A 20,127-nucleotide genomic window follows, 5' to 3' on the forward strand; every position below is an offset into this window, starting at 1 on the left:
GATGCGCCGGTCGCCGTTGCCGATACCGCTTCGGGCACCGAGAACCAGGCATTGACCATCGACGTGCTGGCCAACGACACCGATGTGGATGACGACCACGTCTTCACGCTGGTATCCGGTGCTGCACCGGACGGCAAGGGAACCACCAGTGTGGTGAACAACCAGCTGGTCTTCACTCCAGGTGCTGACTTCGATCATCTGAAGGCTGGGGCGACCGAACAGGTGACGCTCAGCTACACGATGAAGGACGACCAGGGCGTCGAGTCGACCAGCACGGTCGTGGTGACCGTCACCGGTACTAACGATGCGCCGGTCGCCGTCGCCGATACCGCTTCGGGCACCGAAAACCAGGCATTGAGCATTGACGTGCTCGCCAACGACACCGACGTGGATGACGGCCACGCTTTCACCCTGGTGTCGGGTGCTGCCCCAGCCAGCAAAGGCACGGTTACCGTCGCCAACAACCAGCTCGTGTTCACCCCAGGCTCGGACTTCGACCACCTGAAGGTAGGCGCCACCGAACAGGTGACGCTCAGCTACACGATGAAGGACGACCAGGGTGTCGAGTCGACCAGCACGGTGACCGTGACTGTTACCGGCACCAATGACGCGCCGGTCGCCGTCGCCGATACCGCCTCGGGTACCGAGAACCAGGCATTGACCATCGATGTGCTGGCCAACGACACCGATGTGGATGACGACCACGTCTTCACGCTGGTATCCGGTGCTGCACCGGACGGGAAGGGCACGACCAGTGTGGTGAACAACCAGCTGGTCTTCACCCCAGGCTCGGACTTCGACCATCTGAAAGCTGGCGCCACCGAACAGGTGACGCTGAGCTACACGATGAAGGACGACCAGGGCGTTACCTCGACCAGCACGGTCGTGGTGACCGTCACCGGCACCAATGACGCACCGGTCGCCGTTGCCGATACCGCTGCGGGCACCGAGAACCAGACGCTGACCATCGACGTGCTGGCCAACGATACCGATGTGGATGACGACCACGTCTTCACGCTGGTGTCGGGCTCGGCGCCGGACGGCAAGGGCACGACCAGCGTGGTGAACAACCAACTGGTCTTCACCCCGGGCTCGGATTTCGATCATCTGAAAGCTGGCGCCACCGAACAGGTGACGCTGAGCTACACGATGAAGGACGACCAGGGCGCCACCTCGACCAGCACGGTCGTGGTCACCATCACTGGCACCAACGATGCACCGGTTGCCGTCGCCGATACCGCCTCAGGCACCGAAAACCAGGCATTGACCATCGATGTGCTGGCCAACGATACCGATGTGGACGACGATCACGTCTTCACGCTGGTGTCGGGTGCTGCCCCAGCCAACAAAGGCACGGTTACCGTCGATAACGACCAGCTCGTGTTCACTCCTGGCTCGGACTTTGACCATCTGAAAGCCGGTGCCACCGAACAGGTCACCCTGAACTACACGATGAAGGACGACCAGGGTGTCGAGTCGACCAGCACGGTGACCGTGACTGTCACCGGCACCAACGATGCGCCGGTCGCCGTTGCCGATACCGCTGCGGGTACCGAGAACCAGACATTGACCATCGATGTGCTGGCCAACGACACCGATGTGGATGACGACCACGTCTTCACGCTGGTATCCGGTGCTGCACCGGACGGGAAGGGCACGACCAGTGTGGTGAACAACCAGCTGGTCTTCACCCCAGGCTCGGACTTCGACCATCTGAAAGCTGGCGCCACCGAACAGGTCACCCTGAGCTACACGATGAAGGACGACCAGGGCGCCACTTCGACCAGCACGGTCGTGGTCACCATCACTGGCACCAACGATGCGCCGGTCGCCGTTGCCGATACCGCTTCGGGCACCGAGAACCAGGCATTGACCATCGATGTGCTGGCCAACGATACCGATGTGGATGACGACCACGTTTTCATGCTGGTATCCGGTGCTGCACCGGACGGCAAGGGAACCACCAGTGTGGTGAATAACCAGCTGGTCTTCACTCCGGGCTCGGACTTCGACCATCTGAAGGCTGGGGCGACCGAACAGGTGACGCTGAACTACACCATGAAGGACGACCAGGGCGTCACCTCGACTAGCACGGTCGTGGTGACCGTCACCGGTACCAATGATGCACCGGTTGCCGTCGTCGATACCGCTTCGGGCACCGAGAACCAGACCCTGACCATCGACGTGCTGGCCAACGACACCGATGTGGATGACGACCACGTCTTCACTTTGGTGTCGGGCTCCGCGCCGGCCAACAAAGGCACGGTTACCGTCGATAACAACCAGCTCGTGTTCACCCCGGGCGCTGACTTCGATCATCTGAAGGCTGGGGCGACCGAACAGGTGACCCTGAGCTACACGATGAAGGACGACCAGGGCGCCACATCGACCAGCACGGTCGTGGTGACCGTCACCGGCACCAACGATGCACCTGTCGCCGTTGCCGATACCGCTGCGGGCACCGAGAACCAGGCATTGACCATCGACGTGCTGGCCAACGACACCGATGTGGATGACGACCACGTCTTCACGCTGGTATCCGGTGCGGCACCGGACGGCAAGGGAACCACCAGTGTGGTGGACAACCAGCTGGTCTTCACCCCGGGCTCGGACTTCGACCATCTGAAGGCTGGGGCGACCGAACAGGTGACGCTCAGCTACACGATGAAGGACGACCAGGGCGCCACCTCGACCAGCACGGTCGTGGTAACCGTCACCGGCACCAATGACGCACCGGTCGCCGTTGCCGATACCGCTGCGGGCACCGAGAACCAGACCCTGACCATCGACGTGCTGGCCAACGATACCGATGTGGATGACGACCACGTCTTCACGCTGGTGTCGGGCTCCGCACCGGACGGTAAGGGCACCACCAATGTGGTGAACAACCAGCTGGTCTTCACTCCGGGCTCGGATTTCGACCATCTGAAAGCTGGGGCGACCGAACAGGTGACGCTCAGCTACACGATGAAGGACGACCAGGGCGCCACCTCGACCAGCACGGTCGTGGTGACCGTCACCGGCACCAATGACGCACCGGTCGCCGTTGCCGATACTGGGTCCGGCACCGAGAACCAGGCATTGACCATCGACGTGCTGGGTAACGATACCGATGTGGATGACGACCACGTCTTCACGCTGGTATCCGGTGCTGCACCAGCCAACAAAGGCACGGTTACCGTCGAAAACGACCAACTCGTGTTCACCCCGGGCTCGGACTTCGACCATCTAAAAGCTGGCGCCACCGAACAGGTGACGCTGAGCTACACGATGAAGGACGACCAGGGCGTTACCTCGACCAGCACGGTCGTGGTGACCGTCACCGGAACCAATGACGCACCGGTTGCCGTCGCCGATACCGCTGCGGGTACCGAGAACCAGACATTGACCATCGATGTGCTGGCCAACGACACCGATGTGGATGACGACCACGTCTTCACGCTGGTATCCGGTGCTGCACCGGACGGGAAGGGCACGACCAGTGTGGTGAACAACCAGCTGGTCTTCACCCCAGGCTCGGACTTCGACCATCTGAAAGCTGGCGCCACCGAACAGGTGACGCTGAGCTACACGATGAAGGACGACCAGGGCGCCACTTCGACCAGCACGGTCGTGGTCACCATCACTGGCACCAACGATGCGCCGGTCGCCGTTGCCGATACCGCTTCGGGCACCGAGAACCAGGCATTGACCATCGATGTGCTGGCCAACGATACCGATGTGGATGACGACCACGTTTTCACGCTGGTATCCGGTGCTGCACCGGACGGCAAGGGAACCACCAGTGTGGTGAATAACCAGCTGGTCTTCACTCCGGGCTCGGACTTCGACCATCTGAAGGCTGGGGCGACCGAACAGGTCACCCTGAACTACACGATGAAGGACGACCAGGGTGTCGAGTCGACCAGCACGGTGACCGTGACTGTCACCGGCACCAACGATGCGCCGGTTGCCGTTGCCGATACCGCTGCGGGTACCGAGAACCAGACGTTGACCATCGACGTGCTGGCCAACGATACCGATGTGGATGATGGCCATACCTTCACGCTGGTGTCGGGCTCTGCGCCGGCCAGCAAAGGCACGGTTGCCGTCGCCAACAACCAGCTCGTGTTCACCCCGGGTTCGGACTTCGACCACCTGAAGGCCGGCGCGACCGAACAGGTGACGCTCAGCTACACGATGAAGGACGACCAGGGTGTTACCTCGACCAGTACGGTCGTGGTAACCGTTACCGGCACCAACGATGCACCGGTCGCCGTTGCCGATACCGCCTCCGGCACCGAGAACCAGGCATTGAGCATCGACGTGCTCGCCAACGACACCGACGTGGATGACGGCCATGCGTTCACGCTATTGTCGGGTGCCGCCCCAGCCAGCAAAGGCACGGTCACCGTCGCCAACAACCAGCTGGTCTTCACTCCGGGCTCGGACTTCGACCACCTGAAGGCTGGCGCCACCGAGCAAGTGACGCTGAGCTACACGATGAAGGACGACCAGGGTGCAACCTCGACCAGCACGGTCGTGGTCACCATCACCGGCACCAACGATGCGCCGGTCGCCGTCGCCGATACCGCTTCGGGTACCGAGAACCAGACCTTGAGCATCGACGTGCTGGCCAATGACACCGATGCAGATGACGGCCACGTCTTCACGCTGGTGTCCGGCTCCGCACCCGCCAGCAAAGGCACGGTCACCGTCGCCAACAATCAGCTCGTGTTCACCCCAGGCTCGGACTTCGACCATCTGAAAGCCGGCGTCACCGAACAGGTCACCCTGAACTACACGATGAAGGACGACCAGGGCGCTACCTCGACCAGCACGGTCGTGGTGACCGTCACCGGCACCAACGATGCGCCGGTCGCCGTTGCCGATACTGCATCCGGCACCGAGAACCAGGCGCTGACCATCGATGTGCTGGCCAATGATACCGATGTGGACGACGGCCATGCGTTCACGCTATTGTCGGGTGCCGCCCCAGCCAGCAAAGGCACGGTCACCGTCGCCAACAACCAGCTCGTGTTCACCCCAGGCTCGGACTTCGACCACCTGAAGGCTGGCGCCACCGAGCAAGTGACGCTGAGCTACACGATGAAGGACGATCAGGGTGCTACCTCGACCAGCACGGTGACCGTGACTGTCACCGGTACCAACGACGCGCCGGTCGCCGTTGCCGATACCGCCTCCGGCACCGAGAACCAGGCATTGAGCATCGACGTGCTCGCCAACGACACCGACGTGGATGACGGCCATGCGTTCACGCTATTGTCGGGTGCCGCCCCAGCCAGCAAAGGCACGGTCACCGTCGCCAACAACCAGCTCGTGTTCACCCCCGGCTCGGACTTCGACCATCTGAAAGCCGGCGCCACCGAACAGGTCACCCTGAACTACACGATGAAGGACGACCAGGGTGCAACCTCGACCAGCACGGTCGTGGTAACCGTCACTGGCACCAACGATGCACCGGTCGTCAGCTCAGGCGCGACGGCGAGCGTTCTGGAAAACGCGCCGGCCAGCACAGTGGTATACACGGCCACGGCAACTGATCCGGATGATCTTGACACCACCAGCTGGAGCTTGACAGGTACCGACGCTTCATTGATGAGCATTAATGCCAATGGCCAGGTGACGCTGAAGGCATCGGCCAACTATGAGGCCAAGTCGAGCTACATCTTCAATGTCGTGGCAACGGACGGTAGCGGCGCCAGCACCAGCAAGGCAGTTACCCTAAGTGTCTCCGATGTGAACGAAGCGCCGACGATCACTTCGAATGGTGGCAATGACAACGCTTCAATCAGCGTGCAGGAAAATAAAACTGCGGTGACAACCGTATCAGCAAACGATCCCGATGGAAATCCGCTGACTTACAGCATCATCGGCGGCGCAGATATGGGCAAATTCGCGATCAATGCAGGGACAGGTGTACTGACCTTCCTGTCCGCGCCCGATTACGAAAGACCGGCCGACGCAGGCGCGAATAATGTGTATGACGTCGTTGTGCGCGCGTCGGATGGCAGCCTGTTTGACGATCAGGCGATTGCAGTGACGGTAACGGACGTCAATGAGGGCCCCACTGCGACAATCCAGATAACGAGCGCACTAAAGAATGGATTCACTATCTCGGGAACCTTCACAGACTCGAATAATGTTAATTCGATTATAGTAAAGGCCAACGGTAATCAATTGAACGGCACATTTTCTATTAACAATGTCAATAAGACTTGGGAATTCGTGGCCGATCAAAAACTGTCGCCTAACACTATACTTGTTGCTACGGCAACCGATGCCGCATCGCAGACATTTTCCTCACCGGATTATAAGGTGTTGCCGCCGGCGGGCGTGGCCGGAGAGCCGATCAATCTGGCGCTGACCAATCCGTCGGCTGATCCGTCGAGCCTGGTGAATATTACGATCAGCAAGGTTCCTTCGGATTGGGTTATCAGTAATGCGACCAAGCTTGCCGACGGTACCTGGGTTGCCCAGACCAACGACCCCAGCAAGCTGACCGTGACGACGCCAAGCAGCTACGCAGGCGCGGCTGTACTGCTGGTCACCGAAACGTGGACCGACGCGAGCGGTACGGAAAAATCGCTTGTCATTGCCAACAACGTCGAAGCCTACGCTCCCGGCAACCCCGTTTTCGCCGTTTCCACCGACGACACGCTCACGGCTTCCTCTGGCGCAGACCTGCTGGTCTTCGCCCAGCCGATTGGCCGCGACACCATCCACAACTTCGACACGGCTGCCGACAAGATCGATCTGATCGGATTCACCGGCATCAATGGTTTCAGCGACCTGTCGATCGCTGACGATGCCAGCGGCAACGCGGTGATCACGCTGGCGACCGGTGCGACGATCACTGTGGTTGGCGTCCATGCCGCCTCGCTCACTACCAGCAACTTCGCGTTCAATGTCGAACCAGTGAGCGCCAACACCGGCACGCTGACGCTGTCCGATGGCGCCATCATGCCCTTCGGCGGTGTGCTGAACAACAGCGGCACGATCGAGCTGAATTCGGCAGGCAGCGACACCCAGCTCGAGGTACTGGTCGAGAGTCTGAAGCTGCAGGGTGGTGGCCGCGTGACGCTGTCGGACAACGAGCACAACGCGATCTCGGGCGGCGCCGCCAGTGCCAAACTGATCAATATCGACAACACCATCTCCGGCGCCGGACAGATCGGCGCCGGCCAGATGACGCTCGATAACCGCGGCACCATCATCGCCGACGGCAGCCATGCACTCACGATCGATACCGGCGCCAACACCGTCGTCAACGCCGGCACGCTGGAAGCGACCGGTTCCGGCGGCCTGGTGATCGATAGCGCGCTGGACAACAGCGGCAAGCTATGGGCCAACGGCGGCAACCTGACGGTGCATGGCGATGTCAGCGGCAGCGGCAGTGCGCTGATCAGTGGCGCGGCGGTGCTGGAGCTCGATGGCGTGGCGAATGTCGCGGTCAGCTTCGATGCCGACGGCTCGGGTTCGCTGAAACTCGGCGATGCCGACCACTTCAGCGGCAGCATCGCCGGCTTTGGCGGCAACGACTCGCTGCACCTGGCGGATATCGCGGTCAAGGTGGGCAGCACGCTGTCCTTCACGGCGGATGGCTCCGGCGGCACGCTCACCGTTGGCGACGGTACGAGCACGGCCCAACTCGCGCTGCTGGGCAATTATCTGAATGCCGGTTTCGTGGCGAGCGCGGACCAGGGCGGTGGCATGCTGTTGACGGCGAACGTGGCCGACGTCAACCAGAACCTGCATGGCACCGGCGGCATCGACCTGCTGGCCAGCGGCGCCGGCAGCGATGTCCTGGCGGGCGGCGCGGGCAACGACGTGCTGTTCGGCGGCGCCGGGAACGATACCTTCGTGCTCGATGCAGCGCTGAATGGCAGCTCGAACGTCGATACGATCCTGGACTTCCGGGCCAACGGGGATGACGACCATATCCTGCTGTCGCAAGCGGTCTTTGGCAGCCTGACCGGCACCGACGGCACGCTCGATGCGTCGCAGTTTGCCGCGGTGAGCGATGGCAGCGGTGGAACGGCCTTGCTCGACGCAGGCGTGCATCTCATCTACGACAGCCAGAGCGGCAGCCTGTATTACGATGCCGATGGCGCCAACACCACGGGTGGCCGTACCCTGGTGGCGGTGATCGGAACGTTCGAGCATCCGTCGGGCACGGTCGTCACCCACGACGCCTTCAAGTTCGGTTGATTCCGGAAGCCGCCCGCGTCACCAGCGCGGGTGGCTTTCTGAAAGGCAACAAAAAAACCCGCTTTCCTGCGAAGGGAGCGGGTTTTGACATTTCGACGATACGTCGTGCTGCAAGGATGTGGTGCCCGGCCGGAACCGCGAAAATGCTTGAAAGCCGCATGAATGCTTGGTTTTGCGCCGTCGGCGTCGTTTTATGGATGCACTTATGGATGAAAAGATTGATCCGTTCCGTGTACTGGGTCAACGTAGTATTCTCGGCGGGCAAAGAACGTACATTAATTTTTTCTGCTGTTGCGGTGGCGCGACAGGTTGAAGTTCGTGCCGACTTTGTTTAAGTGACGAAGGTCTGGAAAGCAGTGGGCGTGGAATTTAGACACATCTGCTTTCGAACCAAAGGAGGCATTACATGGTCAAATACTGCCGAGGTTGTCGCGTGGGCGTTCTTAGTCTTGGAATACTTGATTACTGCTAAGTGAGGCTTTTAGCTCTTCCTTGCGCTTTTCGAACATCTCATCATTAATCAGGCCGTTGTCGTGCAGGTTTTTCAGCGTTACAAAGTCGCTCTCAGCTTGGCGCACTTTTCGATTGGCACGCAGCGCTTTGAGATCGCTTGCCGATGGCGCGCGTTCGCGTACGGCGTCCTTCATAGCGACAAGTCGAGGAAGAACCGTAGACTTACACCAGAGGAGGAATGCCGCAGACGCTGCGATGATGAGTCCGTAGTAAAACGTTTCAAGGTTTTTTCGGAGTTCTGATTGCCGTGCATTCACCCGCGACTTCACCTCGCGCGCTTCGTAGGAATATCGATGGCTTTTTTGCGCGCTTTCGGCGATTTTCTCGACCGGCTGTGAGAAATATTGCTGGCACGAACTGCCCGCCTGCAACAGCATGATTTCATAGCTATGGTCCTGCCTACATGTTTCGTAGTCCAGCCGGACGGCCTCAGCGTCTGAGACGGGCACGTAAGGGGGCGCCTCTTTTATGGCAATAACCGGTGCTTCCTTATTCAAAACGTCGTATGCCATATTGCCCGCCACTAGGGCGATTCCGAGTGCGGCCCAACATACGATCAATTTTTTGGTAGTAAACATGAAATCGATTTTTCCTATTGTTATCACTCCATTATTATCTGCTTTGGAGAATTTCTCAAGAATCTGTATATCTTCGTTGCAAACTGCTCGCTTGCCCATATCAAGTCTGCGTCACACGTCAGAACAGTGCGCGTCACTTGGGCATATCTTCAACTAAAGTCAGTCGAACGGCTTCGAGAAGCTCCCGCACCGGCCACAAATATATGTCTTTTGATACTCCTCCATTGCAGCGTCGTGCAGTTCTTTGGACGCATTAAAGTCCTTAAGCGAGCACTGAAAGACAAAGCCCAGGCCTACAATAAGCCAGACCACCCAAAACGTGCCGAGGTTTGACCAAGACCCGGCTGCAGTTCCGGCGACGAGTACCGGAATGAGTCCGAAGAGGATAGCGTAACAAGTGCGCGATGAAATAATGTCGGTTTGTTTTGGCGGCGCGCATCGTAGCGCGAGCGAAGATGCGGTAACACCGCCGCCAACTCCAACAGATCCATGTGTTGAGACACCGACGCCGACAGCTATACCGGTACCTTCTTCATGCACGAGAGATGCCTTCTTAAGTTGGTCTGACTCGCACTGGGGACAAGCTTTCATTACTTTTCTCCGAATCTGTTGTGGACGAAGGCAAGAGCCAAGGTACATAGTGGCAGCGTGAGACGCTTTGCGATCTATAAGGTTTAGTGCGCCACACTCCAGAGTTGATAAACGCTGCTCCATAGCGGTAGTCGAAAAAACCTAGGACATTCACTTTCCCGAATCGACGGGGTGCGCCGGTTAGTCAATGGAAAGTTACTCCATTCGGGCCGGTAGCTCATAGTAATGCCAGAAAAACAATGCCGTCAAGAAATTGAACGTCTACACTAATAAGGAATGACGGTCCGCGTTTAGTCAGCAATACTTAAGCACGCCGACGGCATGACCTATGACGAGTACAGTGAGGAAACCCATGACGAGCGGTATAAGGTTGACCCATGACGGAATTTTCGTAGAAAACGGGCCAAGTCACTTCGACCTGTCATGGGTAGGGTTTTCCGCAAATCTAGAACTAGTGCGGCTTTTGACAGGGTGTGGGGGATGACGACGATAATCCTGGGACTTTTGGTCCCAGGAAAAGACATGACTCTGTACCCAGTCATCTCGCGGCTGGGTCAGAACCTCATCTTGATTTTGGCAAGCGCGCTGCGCACCTTCTCAAGTTGCTGTGCAGCGGCTTGGCGTGTGATCGACGTGCCAGTTAGCTGCTCATACCGGGTAGCGACCTGTTGTGCGCGGTCGGCGCCGACCATGCGTGCACAGCGCCAGAGTACGTGGCGGCGTTGCAATGTCGCCAAGGCGTCCATTTCGTCAAAGGCGGCCGTCCTGCGTACCGCTCGCACGTCGGCTTGCAGTGCCTTGAACACGCGGTCATCTATTGCATCGGTAGCCGCTGCATGTTTCTTTATCGGCGTCGAGCGCAGCAGCGCACAGTCCCACTGTTGACGCTCAGTCAGGCTTAGGGAGCCGACGAGCTTCCAGACCGGGCGCCGTCCGGCGTACCACATGAATTCCGACTCTCGATGGAAAATCGTGGCGTGTCCAGTCAGGACCGCGCGGCAGCGCCGGTAGCGCACGTGCTGGGCGTGATCGGGGTACTCATGGCGAAGCCACAGCAGATCACCCACAAACACATCAAAACGCTGACTAACGTTCAGTTCGTCCAACCGAAGAGTGTCATGCCACGCGAAGGGCGGTACACCGTTCGCCGCGAGCGCCTGTGCCATTACATAGGCGTGCACCCGTTGGCCTGACGAAAAGGCCGCTTTGTACCGCCCAAGAAGATCTGCGCGTTCGAGCTTTCGCAGTCGCCGCCGCGCATCGTCGAGCTTTATTGGATCGACAATGCGCAACAGAGGAGCGAGCGGTGCGAAGCCCTGCACTGCCTGCTCGGCGGGGCTTCCTGTCGCCATTAGCAGACCATCCGTCCGGTGCCGAGCGTGTCGTTAAACTCGCGCTCGAAGCGTTCGCCCAGGGTGATAAATCCCTGCGGTGCGATTCGCTTAATTCCGACCAGCAGCGGTTCAGGCCCGTAGGACTGCAGCAGATTGGCGGCCTGTTCTCGCAGTTCAGGATGGGCGCTGACCAGCGCCAGCAGTTCGTGTCCTTCCGCGTGGTGGGCGCTCAACTGGCGGCTGATCAAGTCGGCCGGTGCCAAGCCGGTGAGCTGGGTGAGTTGTTCATACAGTTCTGCGGTTTCGTCGTCGAATTCGATTGTGTATCGCATGATTACTCCTTGCAGATGAAGAGGTGGGGTAGACCGGGCGTGAGATTCTTGATGCACACGAACGGTTCAGCCGTCTTGCCGTCAGCCGAGAAAGCTTTGTCGCGATAGCCAATGATCAGAACGAACGAAGAAAACATGTCATTCTGTTCAACGATTTCGGCGCTTTCAAGTTCAGCTGCAAGTGCCTCACCGGACATCGGGTAGTAGCCGTCGCCGATCACCGGGTGATAGATAGGAGCGCTCATGCGGCCTCCTTGTCGATCAGGGCAAGGATGTCTTCTACGCGCCATGCAGTGACGCGTTCGGACAGCTTGTGTCCGGCAGGGTAACGCCCGTCCTTTACACCGGCCCACCAAGTCGACTTGCTAACAGGAAAAATCGTCAGAACAGCAGGCAAGCGAAGATATCCAGTTGTTGGCAGGCAGTGTGGGGAAAGTCGAGCCTGGAGTGGAGGATGAATTGCTTTGTTCATAAGGTCCTTTACGGTTCATTGGCCGCCAAAGCGGTACAGCCAAAACAGTAAAGGACAACGAGATGCCAGATGCGTCACGAAATTTGTGTTCTCTTTTTCCTTGTTCCCTTGCGTGGTGTGTTGATATCGTAGGCGCTCCAGTTGAGATCGTGCGCCTTCAAGGCACGTTCAAGGGTTGATTCGCTTACATGAAGCTTCATATCTTCACGGAACTTTCGGAACATATTTTTTAGCTTTTTGAAGTCGCTTTTTTTGTGGTCGAAGTTCGCTGCGAATGTTCTAAATGCGGTGGCAACGTCTAGATATTTTTGTGCCGTTGACATTGCGCGCTTAGTGGAGTGAGGCAGTGTCATGCCATCGTTAGTAAGTGCCATCAGATAGCGGAACATCTCACTTGGTTTGCCTTCCAGCTCTGCCTCTTCGCCGATGCGAAGTAGTCGCGCACGCGGACACTCTATTAATGCCGGGTTATCTGGGTGAGCTTGGAATTGTTGGGGCTTCTTAACTAAGTCGAAAAGGGCTTGATATACTGACCGGTCGTAATCATTAGCGGTAACCTCTTCGGGCTGCTCGCCTGCTTCTAGAGGCTGTGGTTGGCTTGTTATGGCCTTGATGACTGATGTACTCGACAGGAAGAGGGGACGAGAATCTTTCGAGCCGTTTCTCAGAATATCAATTACGGCCGCAGCCTTACTGCGGATTCGATCATCTTGGATAGTCATGCTGCTTTACCAAAATCGCCGGCGACCACGTTGCCGCCTTGTCTGATTGCGTCAAGATAGTCGGCCCACCGCTGCATCATCACGCGGCGAGCAGGCAGGTGTGCCGTCCGGTTGTAGGCGCGGCCGTTCGGGTCCTTGACGGCGTGAGCAAGCTGGTGCTCGATCAGGTCTACTCGTTCGCCCAGCACCTCATCCATGATGGTGCGCGCCATCGCGCGGAAGCCGTGTCCGGTCATCATGTCCTTGCTGTAGCCCATGCCTCGCAAGGCCGCATTGATGGTGTTCTCGCTCATGCAGCGGGCGCCGGTGCGGACGCTGGGGAATACGAACTTGCCATGTCCCGTCATTGCATGAAGGGCCCGTAGCAACTCAACGGCTTGCGTCGCGAGCGGCACAATGTGATCCTGTCCCATCTTCATTTTAGCGCCGGGGATGCGCCATTCTGCTGCGTCCAGGTCGATCTCAGACCACTCGGCGGTGCGCAGCTCTCCAGGACGAACAAATACCAGCGGCGCCAGTTTTAGCGCCGCGACAGCGTAAGGATGTCCACTGTAAGCGTAGATAGAGCGCAGCAGTTCGCCCGCTTGCTTCGGCTCGGTGATTGCCGCGTAATGCGCTTCTGGGACCGCTGATAACGCACCGCGCAGGTCTACGGTCACATCGCGATCAGCGAGTCCGCTGGCTACCGCAAACCGGAATACCTGACCACATAGCTGCTTGATCTTGTGCGCGGATTCGATCGCGCCGCGTGCCTCGATGAGACGCAGCGCATCTAGTACATCTTTTGGCTTGATAGTAGAAATAGGAAGCGCGCCAATGGAAGGAAAAACGTTCCGCTCAAGCCATGCAGTGTTCTTGTCCTGGGTGCTGGTAGCGCGGTCCGCTGCCGTCTTGTTTAACCATGCGCGCGCAACGGCTTCGAAAGTGTGTAGGGCGGCGGCGGCTTTCGAATGTTTTTCTTCACGCTTCGCCCTTGCAGGGTCGGTACCCTGGTCCAGGAGTTTGCGCGCCGCCAGCCGCTTTGTACGGGCCTCGGCGAGCGTCACTTCAGGATACTTCCCGAAGGTTAGCCGGTTCGGCTTGCCGTTCGCCTGCCGGTAGGCCATGCGCCAGAACTTCGAGCCGTTAGGCGTGATCTCCAAGTACATGCCGTCGCCGTCGCCCAAGGTGTACGTCTTGTCCCTAGGCTTAGAGTTGCGAACAGCGGTGTCCGTTAGCGGGGTGGCGAGTTTAGGCATTTTGTATCCAAGTCGTCGGCGGGTTTGCATCCATGTATCCAAGTATGGATGCAAAAACACTGGATCGCAACGGACGCTATAAACGCTTGACGAACAAAAAACCCGCGTTCTCACTATGAGATTCGCGGGTTCAGTGGACTTTCTTGGACTGCTTAGAACTTGTTTTTGGTGCCTCCGGCCGGAATCGAACCGGCACGCCTTTCGGCGCTTGATTTTGAGTCAAGTGCGTCTACCAATTCCGCCACAGAGGCTGCAAGCGCAGGCGCGCATCTTAGCACATGCCATGCCAAAAAGACCAGTGCGTGCGCGGGCCATTCCGGCGTATGATCTCGCCTACCCTGAGAAAGAGCCGCCGGCAGTGCGGCGCGCACGATGAAGAACAAGAAGATACGCGAGATCATCCTTGGCAAGCCGCTCGATCCGATGAAGAGCGAGACCCGCCATTCGATGGCGCTGGTCGCTTTCCTGGCCTGGGTCGGGCTTGGCGCGGACGGCCTGTCCTCGTCGTCCTACGGCCCCGAAGAAACCTTCCGGGCGCTGGGCGCCCATACCCACCTCGGCCTGTACATGGCGATCGCCACCGCGGTCACCGTCTTCATCATTGCACTCGCCTACAACCAGGTGATCGAGCTGTTCCCGACCGGCGGCGGGGGCTACCGCGTGGCCACCAAGCTGGTCGGACCCTACCTCGGGCTGGTCTCGGGCTGCGCCCTGATCCTCGACTACGTGCTGACCATCGCGATCTCGATCGCGTCCGGGGTCGACGCGCTGGCGTCCTTCCTGCCGCTCGGCTTCCAGCCCTATAAATTATGGGCCGAAGCCTTCTTCATCGCGCTGCTGATCGTGATGAACCTGCGCGGCCTGAAGGAGGCGATCCAGATCCTGCTGCCGATCTTCCTCGGTTTCGTCGCCACCCACCTGGTGCTGATCGTCTATGGCATCGTCGCGCATGCGTCGAACCTGCCGCAGCTGGTGCCGAGCACCATGGCCGAAACGCGCGAGCTGGCCAGCGGCATCGGCTGGGCCGGGGTGGCCGGGATGCTGCTGCTGGCGTATTCGCAGGGCGGCGGCACCTACACGGGCCTGGAGGCGGTGTCGAACAACGTCAACCTGCTCGCCGAACCGCGCGTGCGTACCGGGAAGATGACGATGTTCTACATGGCGCTGTCGCTGGCCGTGACCGCCGGCGGCATCATCCTGCTGTACCTGCTGTGGGACGCGCAGCCGGTGCACGGCGAGACCCTGAACGCCACCACCTTCCGCAGCATCATCGCCAGCATGGGCCTTGGCGGCGAGATGATGAACCACGTGCTGCTGGCCGTCGTGCTGGCCTTCGAGGCGGGACTGCTGTTCGTCGCCGCGAACACCGGCTTCCTGGGCGGCCCGTCGGTGCTGTCGAACATGGCCTCGGATTCCTGGGTGCCGCACCAGTTCCGCTACCTGTCGACCCGCCTGGTGACCCAGAACGGCATCCTGGTGATGGGCATCGCCGCGCTGGCGATCCTGTTCTGGACCGGCGGCGAGGTCACGGTGCTGGTGGTGCTGTATTCGATCTCGGTGTTCCTGACCTTCGCGATCTCGCTGTTCGGCCTGTGCCTGTACTGGTGGCGCCACCGCAAGGACACCGACAACGTGCGCTGGGTGCGGCGCTTCCTGCTGTCGCTGGTCGGCTTCGTGATCTGCGCCGGCATCCTGGCGATCCTGCTGGTCGAGCGCTTCACGCAAGGGGGCTGGGCCACCGCGCTGATCATCGCGGCCATCGCGGGCCTGTGCGTGTTCATCCGCAACCACTACCGCGAGACCAAGCGCGCCATTCAGGCGGTGGACCAGGTGTTCGCCGACCAGCCCTTCGGCCCGGTGACGGAGCAGGCCGAGCCCGAACGGGATGCGCACACCGCGGTGTTCATCGTCGGCACCTCGCGCGGCGGCGGCCTGCATGCGCTGCTGTGGGTGCTGCGCATGTTCCCTGGCCACTTCAAGAATTTCCTGTTCGTGAACGCGCGCACGGTGGATTCGCATGCCTACGGCGGCGAGGGTGCGCTGGAAAAGATGCGCGAGGATGCGGCGAAGACCCTGGAATACTTCGTCGACTTCTGCCAGAGCCACGGGATGGCGTCGGCATCCTACATCGGTTTCGGCACCGATGCGGTGGAGGAGATCACCCGCATGTGCGAGCAGATCAATCGGGAATATCCGAACACGATCTTCTTCACCAGCAAGCTGATCTTTGCATCGGACAACTGGTTCACCCGGCTGCTGCACAACCAGGCGGCGCTGGCCGTGCAGCGCCGCCTGCACCTCGAAGGCCTGCAGATGGTGATTCTGCCGATGAAGGTGTAGCGCGCCTCTTCAGCATGCCATCTGGCGGCGCAGCGCCCGCAGTGCCGGCACCGGGCCCGTGACTTCGAGCGCATGGGCGCGCACCGTCACGGCGATCTCCTTGCCGCCGCGCGCGCGGTAACGCACGGCGCCGGGCGCGCGTTCGGACGGCGCATAGCCGAGCCGGCCAAGCGCATCGTCCAGCGTGCAGACCAGGTGGCAGGCCTCGAAACGGGTCATGACCTCGAGGCGGCCGGGCATCATGTGCGCCATCGGCAACAGGCCGCCGGCCAGGACCGGCAGCACGATGTAGGCGAGCGGCGCAGCCGGATCGAACAGGTGGAACGCGAACATCATGGCCGGCAGTCCCAGCGCCAGCGTCAGCCCGAGCAGCAGCAGGCGCTGCCGAGAGGCCAGGACGGCAGGGCGGCGCGCCAGTTCCGGAACGCGCTCGATATCGGAAAACGTCACGCTTTTCATGAGGGGCTCCTTGGCTGGCGATGCCGGGGACGGCGGGCACATCCACCATTCTGATAAGCCAGGCCAAGCGGGAATTGATCTTTCTCAATCGTGCCATTGCCCGAAACTAAGTGTTTTCACTTCGAAACAAATGGTCTGAAAAACGCCACGTTCCGGCAAAAAACGGCTGAGATTTGTGCGCAACCTAACAGTTGCTGGGTAGGTGCAAACCTATGCTGGTATCAAGGACCGGTGTCAATACGCCGGCTCCCCGGATGCAAGTCCCGATAACTTTTTTCAGGAACCATCATGAAACTGAAATCTCTCGTTCTGAGCGCCCTCGTCGCGGGCGCGGCGTTCGCCTCCCAGGGCGCCGCCGCCCAAGCGATCGACCGGACCGTTCCGCTAGTGACAGCGGGCGACGGCGTGGGCGGCTTCAACGCGCATTTCGGCGATACCTTCGCGGCCTCGACCGCCGGCAGCGCCTTCAGCGACATCTTTACCTTCAACATCGGCACACCTTTCGACGCCGCCGCATCGGTGACCTCTTCCTACCTGAACACCCCGCAGACCAAGGATCTGCTGATCACAGGCCTGAGCCTGTACCGTTACGACCCGGCGACGATGGCCGTGCTCGGCACGGCGATCGCCGGCATCAACGAGACCGGCTTCGGCTCGCACCCGACCGATTCGTGGTCGCTCTCGGCATACGGCCTGGGCAGCGGCTATTACGCATTGCAGGTGAACGGGCAGGTGATGGGGGCGGGCGGCGGCGCCTTCGGCGGCGACCTGACCATCTCGCCGGTCCCGGAACCGCAGGCCTGGGGCATGCTGCTGGCCGGCCTGGGCCTGCTTGGCGTGGCCGCGCGCCGCCAACTGGCGCCGATCCGGACCCCGCGCGCCTAGGAGAATGCGGGCGTAAAAAAACCACCCGGCCGGGTGGTTTTCTTTTTGGCGCCCGTTCAGCGGCGCTGGTACAGGCGGAAGCGCTCGTCGCGGTCGGAAGGGCGGCGGCCTTCCCACAGCAGGGTCCAGTCGCGCGGACGGAATTCGTCCAGCACCACTTCGCCGCCGCGCGGGCCGTCGCCGGTCTGGAGCACGCTCTGGCGCGCCGTGTCGGCGTGCGCGTTTTCGGCGGTCTTCCTGAGGCTGTCCTGCAGCAGCAGGTAGCCGCACTTGCTGCCTGCGACGCCGGCAAACGGCAGGTGGCCGAAATACGCGAACGAGGCGCGCTGGGCCGGGCCGACGTTGGTCTCGATGCAGTCGGCGCCGGCCGGCAGGCGCGCCGCGATCTGCTGGGCCACGCTGGCGTAGCTCTTGCCGTAGTTGAGGTCCGGCAGGAACAGCGTCATCAGCAGCACCCACAGCATGATCAGGCCGCCGGACGACAGCACCACGGCGCGCCACAGTACCGAGGGCTGGCGCGACAGGCGCCAATGCACCAGCACGAACCAGCCGACCGTGATGGCGGCGGCGACGATGAAGGCGACGATGCCGAATTCGGGCTTGAAGCCGGGCACCAGCTTCAGCGCGTTCTTGGCGAACTGCGCCGGCCAGCCGGTCAGCTTGGCCACCCAGAACAGCCAGATCAGGCCGCCCAGCAGGCTCAGCACCATCACCGAGAACCAGTCGATCGCATTGATCGTGCCGCGCTTCATGGTCGGCAGGCCGAAGGCGGCCATCAGCGCCATCGGCGGCAGCAGCTTGAGCAGGTCGCCGTTTTCCGGCACCGGGTCGCACAGCACCAGCAGGACCAGCAGGCCGACGAAGCAGGTCGGCAGGATGATGTGCAGCAGGCCATGCTGGCGGCGCCAGGCCCAGGCGGCCCAGGCGGCGAATGGCCAGGCCGGCCAGCAGAACCAGATGCCGACACGGAAGAAGGCCTTGATCGAGTGCCAGCTCGGCATGCTCAGCTGGCTGGCGTTCCAGGTCAGCCATTCGCTCACCGGCGCCTGGCCGTAGGGCTTGGCCAGCAGGGCGGGCAGGATCCAGACCAGCATCGCCAGCAGGGCCGCGCCGGCGGCCACGCCCAGGTGGCGCAGCACCGGACGGGCCGGCAGCTTCAGGAAGCGGGTGCACAGGAACAGCGCCGCGAGCAGCACGATGGGCGAGGCGACGCCGCGGGTCAGGGCCAGCGCGCCCAGCACCAGGCCGGTTAGCGCCGCATTGCGGGTGGTGGCTTCCTCGATGAAGCGCACCGAACGGTACAGGAACCAGGCCAGCAGCGAGCCCTGCAGGGTCACGGCCAGGGTTTCGTGGCTCTGCAGCAGCAGGCCCAGGCAGCCGAGGTAGATCAGGACGGCGGTGTCGGCCAGGGTGCGGCCGTAGTCGTCGGGTTCGGGCTGGCCTCCGAAGGCCAGGCGCAGCGGCTGGGCTTCGGTGCGCCGGCCCAGCCGGAACGCGGTCTGCCACAGCGACACGGTGCCCAGCACGAAGATGCCGATGGTCGACATGCGCGCCGCCAGCACGTCGCCCAGCAGCCAGCCGAACAATTTGATGCACAGCGCGCCCAGCCAGAACGCCAGCGGCCCTTCCTCGGGCGAAGGCAGGCCGGCGATGTTGGGCAGCAGCCAGTCGCTGATGCTGCCGTGCGCCATGGTCCACATGATGCCGAAGCTGGCGGCATCGTCCTTCCACGGATCGCGTCCGATCAGGCCCGGCAGGATGTACAACAGGCCGAGTGCGTACAAGGCCCATCGTGGCAGCGCGAGAGTGGCGGCGGCAGGGAGGCGGACTGGTTTCATCGATAGTGTTGCTTGATGCGTTGGAATAATGTCGCGCTAGTATAGCGGCAAAAAAAAAGGAAGCCCCAAGGCTTCCTTTTCCGAAAGCCAACAGGCTTCCGAGTGTTCGCTCGCCGGGGAATTAGCCGTTGGCGACGCTGGTCTTCGAGCCGACCGAACCGAACTTCTGGCGGAACTTCTCGACGCGGCCAGCGGTGTCGACGATCTTGTGCTTACCGGTGAAGAACGGGTGCGATTCAGCCGACACCTCGATCTTGACCAGCGGGTATTGCTTGCCTTCGAAATCGATGGTTTCGCGGGTAGCGATGGTCGAACGGGTGATGAATTTGAAATCGCAGGACAGGTCGTGGAAGACGACTTCGCGGTAATCCGGATGGGTATCGGTTTTCATGGTATTGCCTCGGTTGTTTGGTAGCCAACAGGCACTTCGTCGGTCATGCTGCTTCTTGACCCGATTGCCGATCACTTGCCAGGTGTGGTAAGGAACCGGAGATTATATGCTAGCCGGAGCCACTAGGCAACTCGAGCGCCTGACAACTGTTAGTGCTAAGTAGTAATGTCCCGTCTCCGCAAAGTAGAGATGTCCCCTAGGATATGTCCGAAGGGAGGAAAGG

14 protein-coding genes and 1 tRNA gene are annotated in these 20,127 nt (G+C 60.7%); 4 read left to right on the top strand and 11 right to left on the bottom strand.

All coding sequences use genetic code 11. The features are described 5' to 3' along the window. Together AC3A6M_RS24030 and AC3A6M_RS24035 are read left to right on the top strand one after the other, a co-directional pair. Nucleotides 1-8,211 (top strand): Ig-like domain-containing protein (locus AC3A6M_RS24030; protein WP_487855242.1); only part of this gene is annotated, 8,211 nt, incomplete at its 5' end. Next, a complete protein-coding gene (locus AC3A6M_RS24035) occupies nt 8,208-8,546 on the top strand; it encodes a hypothetical protein (RefSeq protein WP_487855243.1) in 339 nt (112 codons plus the stop codon). The genes AC3A6M_RS24030 and AC3A6M_RS24035, both read left to right, overlap by 4 nt. Nucleotides 8,547-8,654: 108 nt before the next feature. Here AC3A6M_RS24035 and AC3A6M_RS24040 read toward each other — a convergent pair whose 3' ends face one another. The 8 genes from AC3A6M_RS24040 to AC3A6M_RS24075 form a co-directional block, all read right to left on the bottom strand. Beyond that, on the bottom strand, nt 8,655-9,401 hold the full coding sequence (locus AC3A6M_RS24040; RefSeq protein ID WP_487855244.1) for a hypothetical protein: 747 nt from the start codon (nt 9,399-9,401) through the stop codon (nt 8,655-8,657). Nucleotides 9,402-10,447: 1,046 nt separating this feature from the next. Further along, nucleotides 10,448-11,245: a hypothetical protein gene (locus tag AC3A6M_RS24045; protein WP_487855245.1), complete on the bottom strand. Its 798-nt coding sequence runs from the start codon at nt 11,243-11,245 to the stop codon at nt 10,448-10,450. Then, a complete protein-coding gene (locus tag AC3A6M_RS24050; protein ID WP_487855246.1) occupies nt 11,245-11,559 on the bottom strand; it encodes a hypothetical protein in 315 nt (104 codons plus the stop codon). Before AC3A6M_RS24050 ends, AC3A6M_RS24045 begins: the two co-directional genes overlap by 1 nt. Nucleotides 11,560-11,561: 2 nt before the next feature. Next, the gene (locus tag AC3A6M_RS24055; RefSeq protein ID WP_487855247.1) at nt 11,562-11,804 is read right to left on the bottom strand and encodes a hypothetical protein; all 243 of its coding nucleotides are present in this window, start codon (nt 11,802-11,804) and stop codon (nt 11,562-11,564) included. After that, entirely contained in the window at nt 11,801-12,031 is a 231-nt protein-coding gene (locus AC3A6M_RS24060) for a helix-turn-helix transcriptional regulator (RefSeq protein ID WP_487855248.1), read from the bottom strand. Before AC3A6M_RS24060 ends, AC3A6M_RS24055 begins: the two co-directional genes overlap by 4 nt. A 74-nt stretch (nt 12,032-12,105) precedes the next feature. Continuing rightward, nucleotides 12,106-12,753, bottom strand: coding sequence for a hypothetical protein (locus AC3A6M_RS24065; protein ID WP_487855249.1), 648 nt, complete (start codon nt 12,751-12,753; stop codon nt 12,106-12,108). Beyond that, nucleotides 12,750-13,991, bottom strand: coding sequence for a tyrosine-type recombinase/integrase (locus tag AC3A6M_RS24070; protein ID WP_487855250.1), 1,242 nt, complete (start codon nt 13,989-13,991; stop codon nt 12,750-12,752). The genes AC3A6M_RS24065 and AC3A6M_RS24070 overlap by 4 nt, the downstream gene beginning before the upstream one ends. Before the next feature lie 166 nt (nt 13,992-14,157). Continuing rightward, nucleotides 14,158-14,242: transfer RNA gene (locus AC3A6M_RS24075), tRNA-Leu, on the bottom strand. A gap of 121 nt (nt 14,243-14,363) precedes the next feature. On the opposite strand from AC3A6M_RS24075, the gene AC3A6M_RS24080 reads away from it, so the two are divergent. Continuing rightward, nucleotides 14,364-16,331, top strand: a complete 1,968-nt coding sequence (locus tag AC3A6M_RS24080; protein ID WP_487855251.1) for an APC family permease — start codon at nt 14,364-14,366, stop codon at nt 16,329-16,331. A gap of 9 nt (nt 16,332-16,340) precedes the next feature. Here the strand turns inward: AC3A6M_RS24080 and AC3A6M_RS24085 are convergent, their stop codons facing one another. After that, on the bottom strand, nt 16,341-16,790 hold the full coding sequence (locus tag AC3A6M_RS24085; protein ID WP_487855252.1) for a hypothetical protein: 450 nt from the start codon (nt 16,788-16,790) through the stop codon (nt 16,341-16,343). Between the two features lie 288 nt (nt 16,791-17,078). On the opposite strand from AC3A6M_RS24085, the gene AC3A6M_RS24090 reads away from it, so the two are divergent. Continuing rightward, the gene (locus AC3A6M_RS24090) at nt 17,079-17,675 is read left to right on the top strand and encodes an FxDxF family PEP-CTERM protein (RefSeq protein WP_487855253.1); all 597 of its coding nucleotides are present in this window, start codon (nt 17,079-17,081) and stop codon (nt 17,673-17,675) included. A 56-nt stretch (nt 17,676-17,731) separates the two neighbouring features. Here AC3A6M_RS24090 and AC3A6M_RS24095 read toward each other — a convergent pair whose 3' ends face one another. Together AC3A6M_RS24095 and AC3A6M_RS24100 are read right to left on the bottom strand one after the other, a co-directional pair. Further along, nucleotides 17,732-19,513, bottom strand: a complete 1,782-nt coding sequence (locus tag AC3A6M_RS24095) for an ArnT family glycosyltransferase (RefSeq protein ID WP_487855254.1) — start codon at nt 19,511-19,513, stop codon at nt 17,732-17,734. Nucleotides 19,514-19,634: 121 nt separating this feature from the next. Further along, nucleotides 19,635-19,904: a type B 50S ribosomal protein L31 gene (locus AC3A6M_RS24100; protein WP_258844433.1), complete on the bottom strand. Its 270-nt coding sequence runs from the start codon at nt 19,902-19,904 to the stop codon at nt 19,635-19,637. Nucleotides 19,905-20,127 lie beyond the last annotated feature (223 nt).

This window comes from Telluria sp. Soil_C_11, from assembly GCF_057657395.1.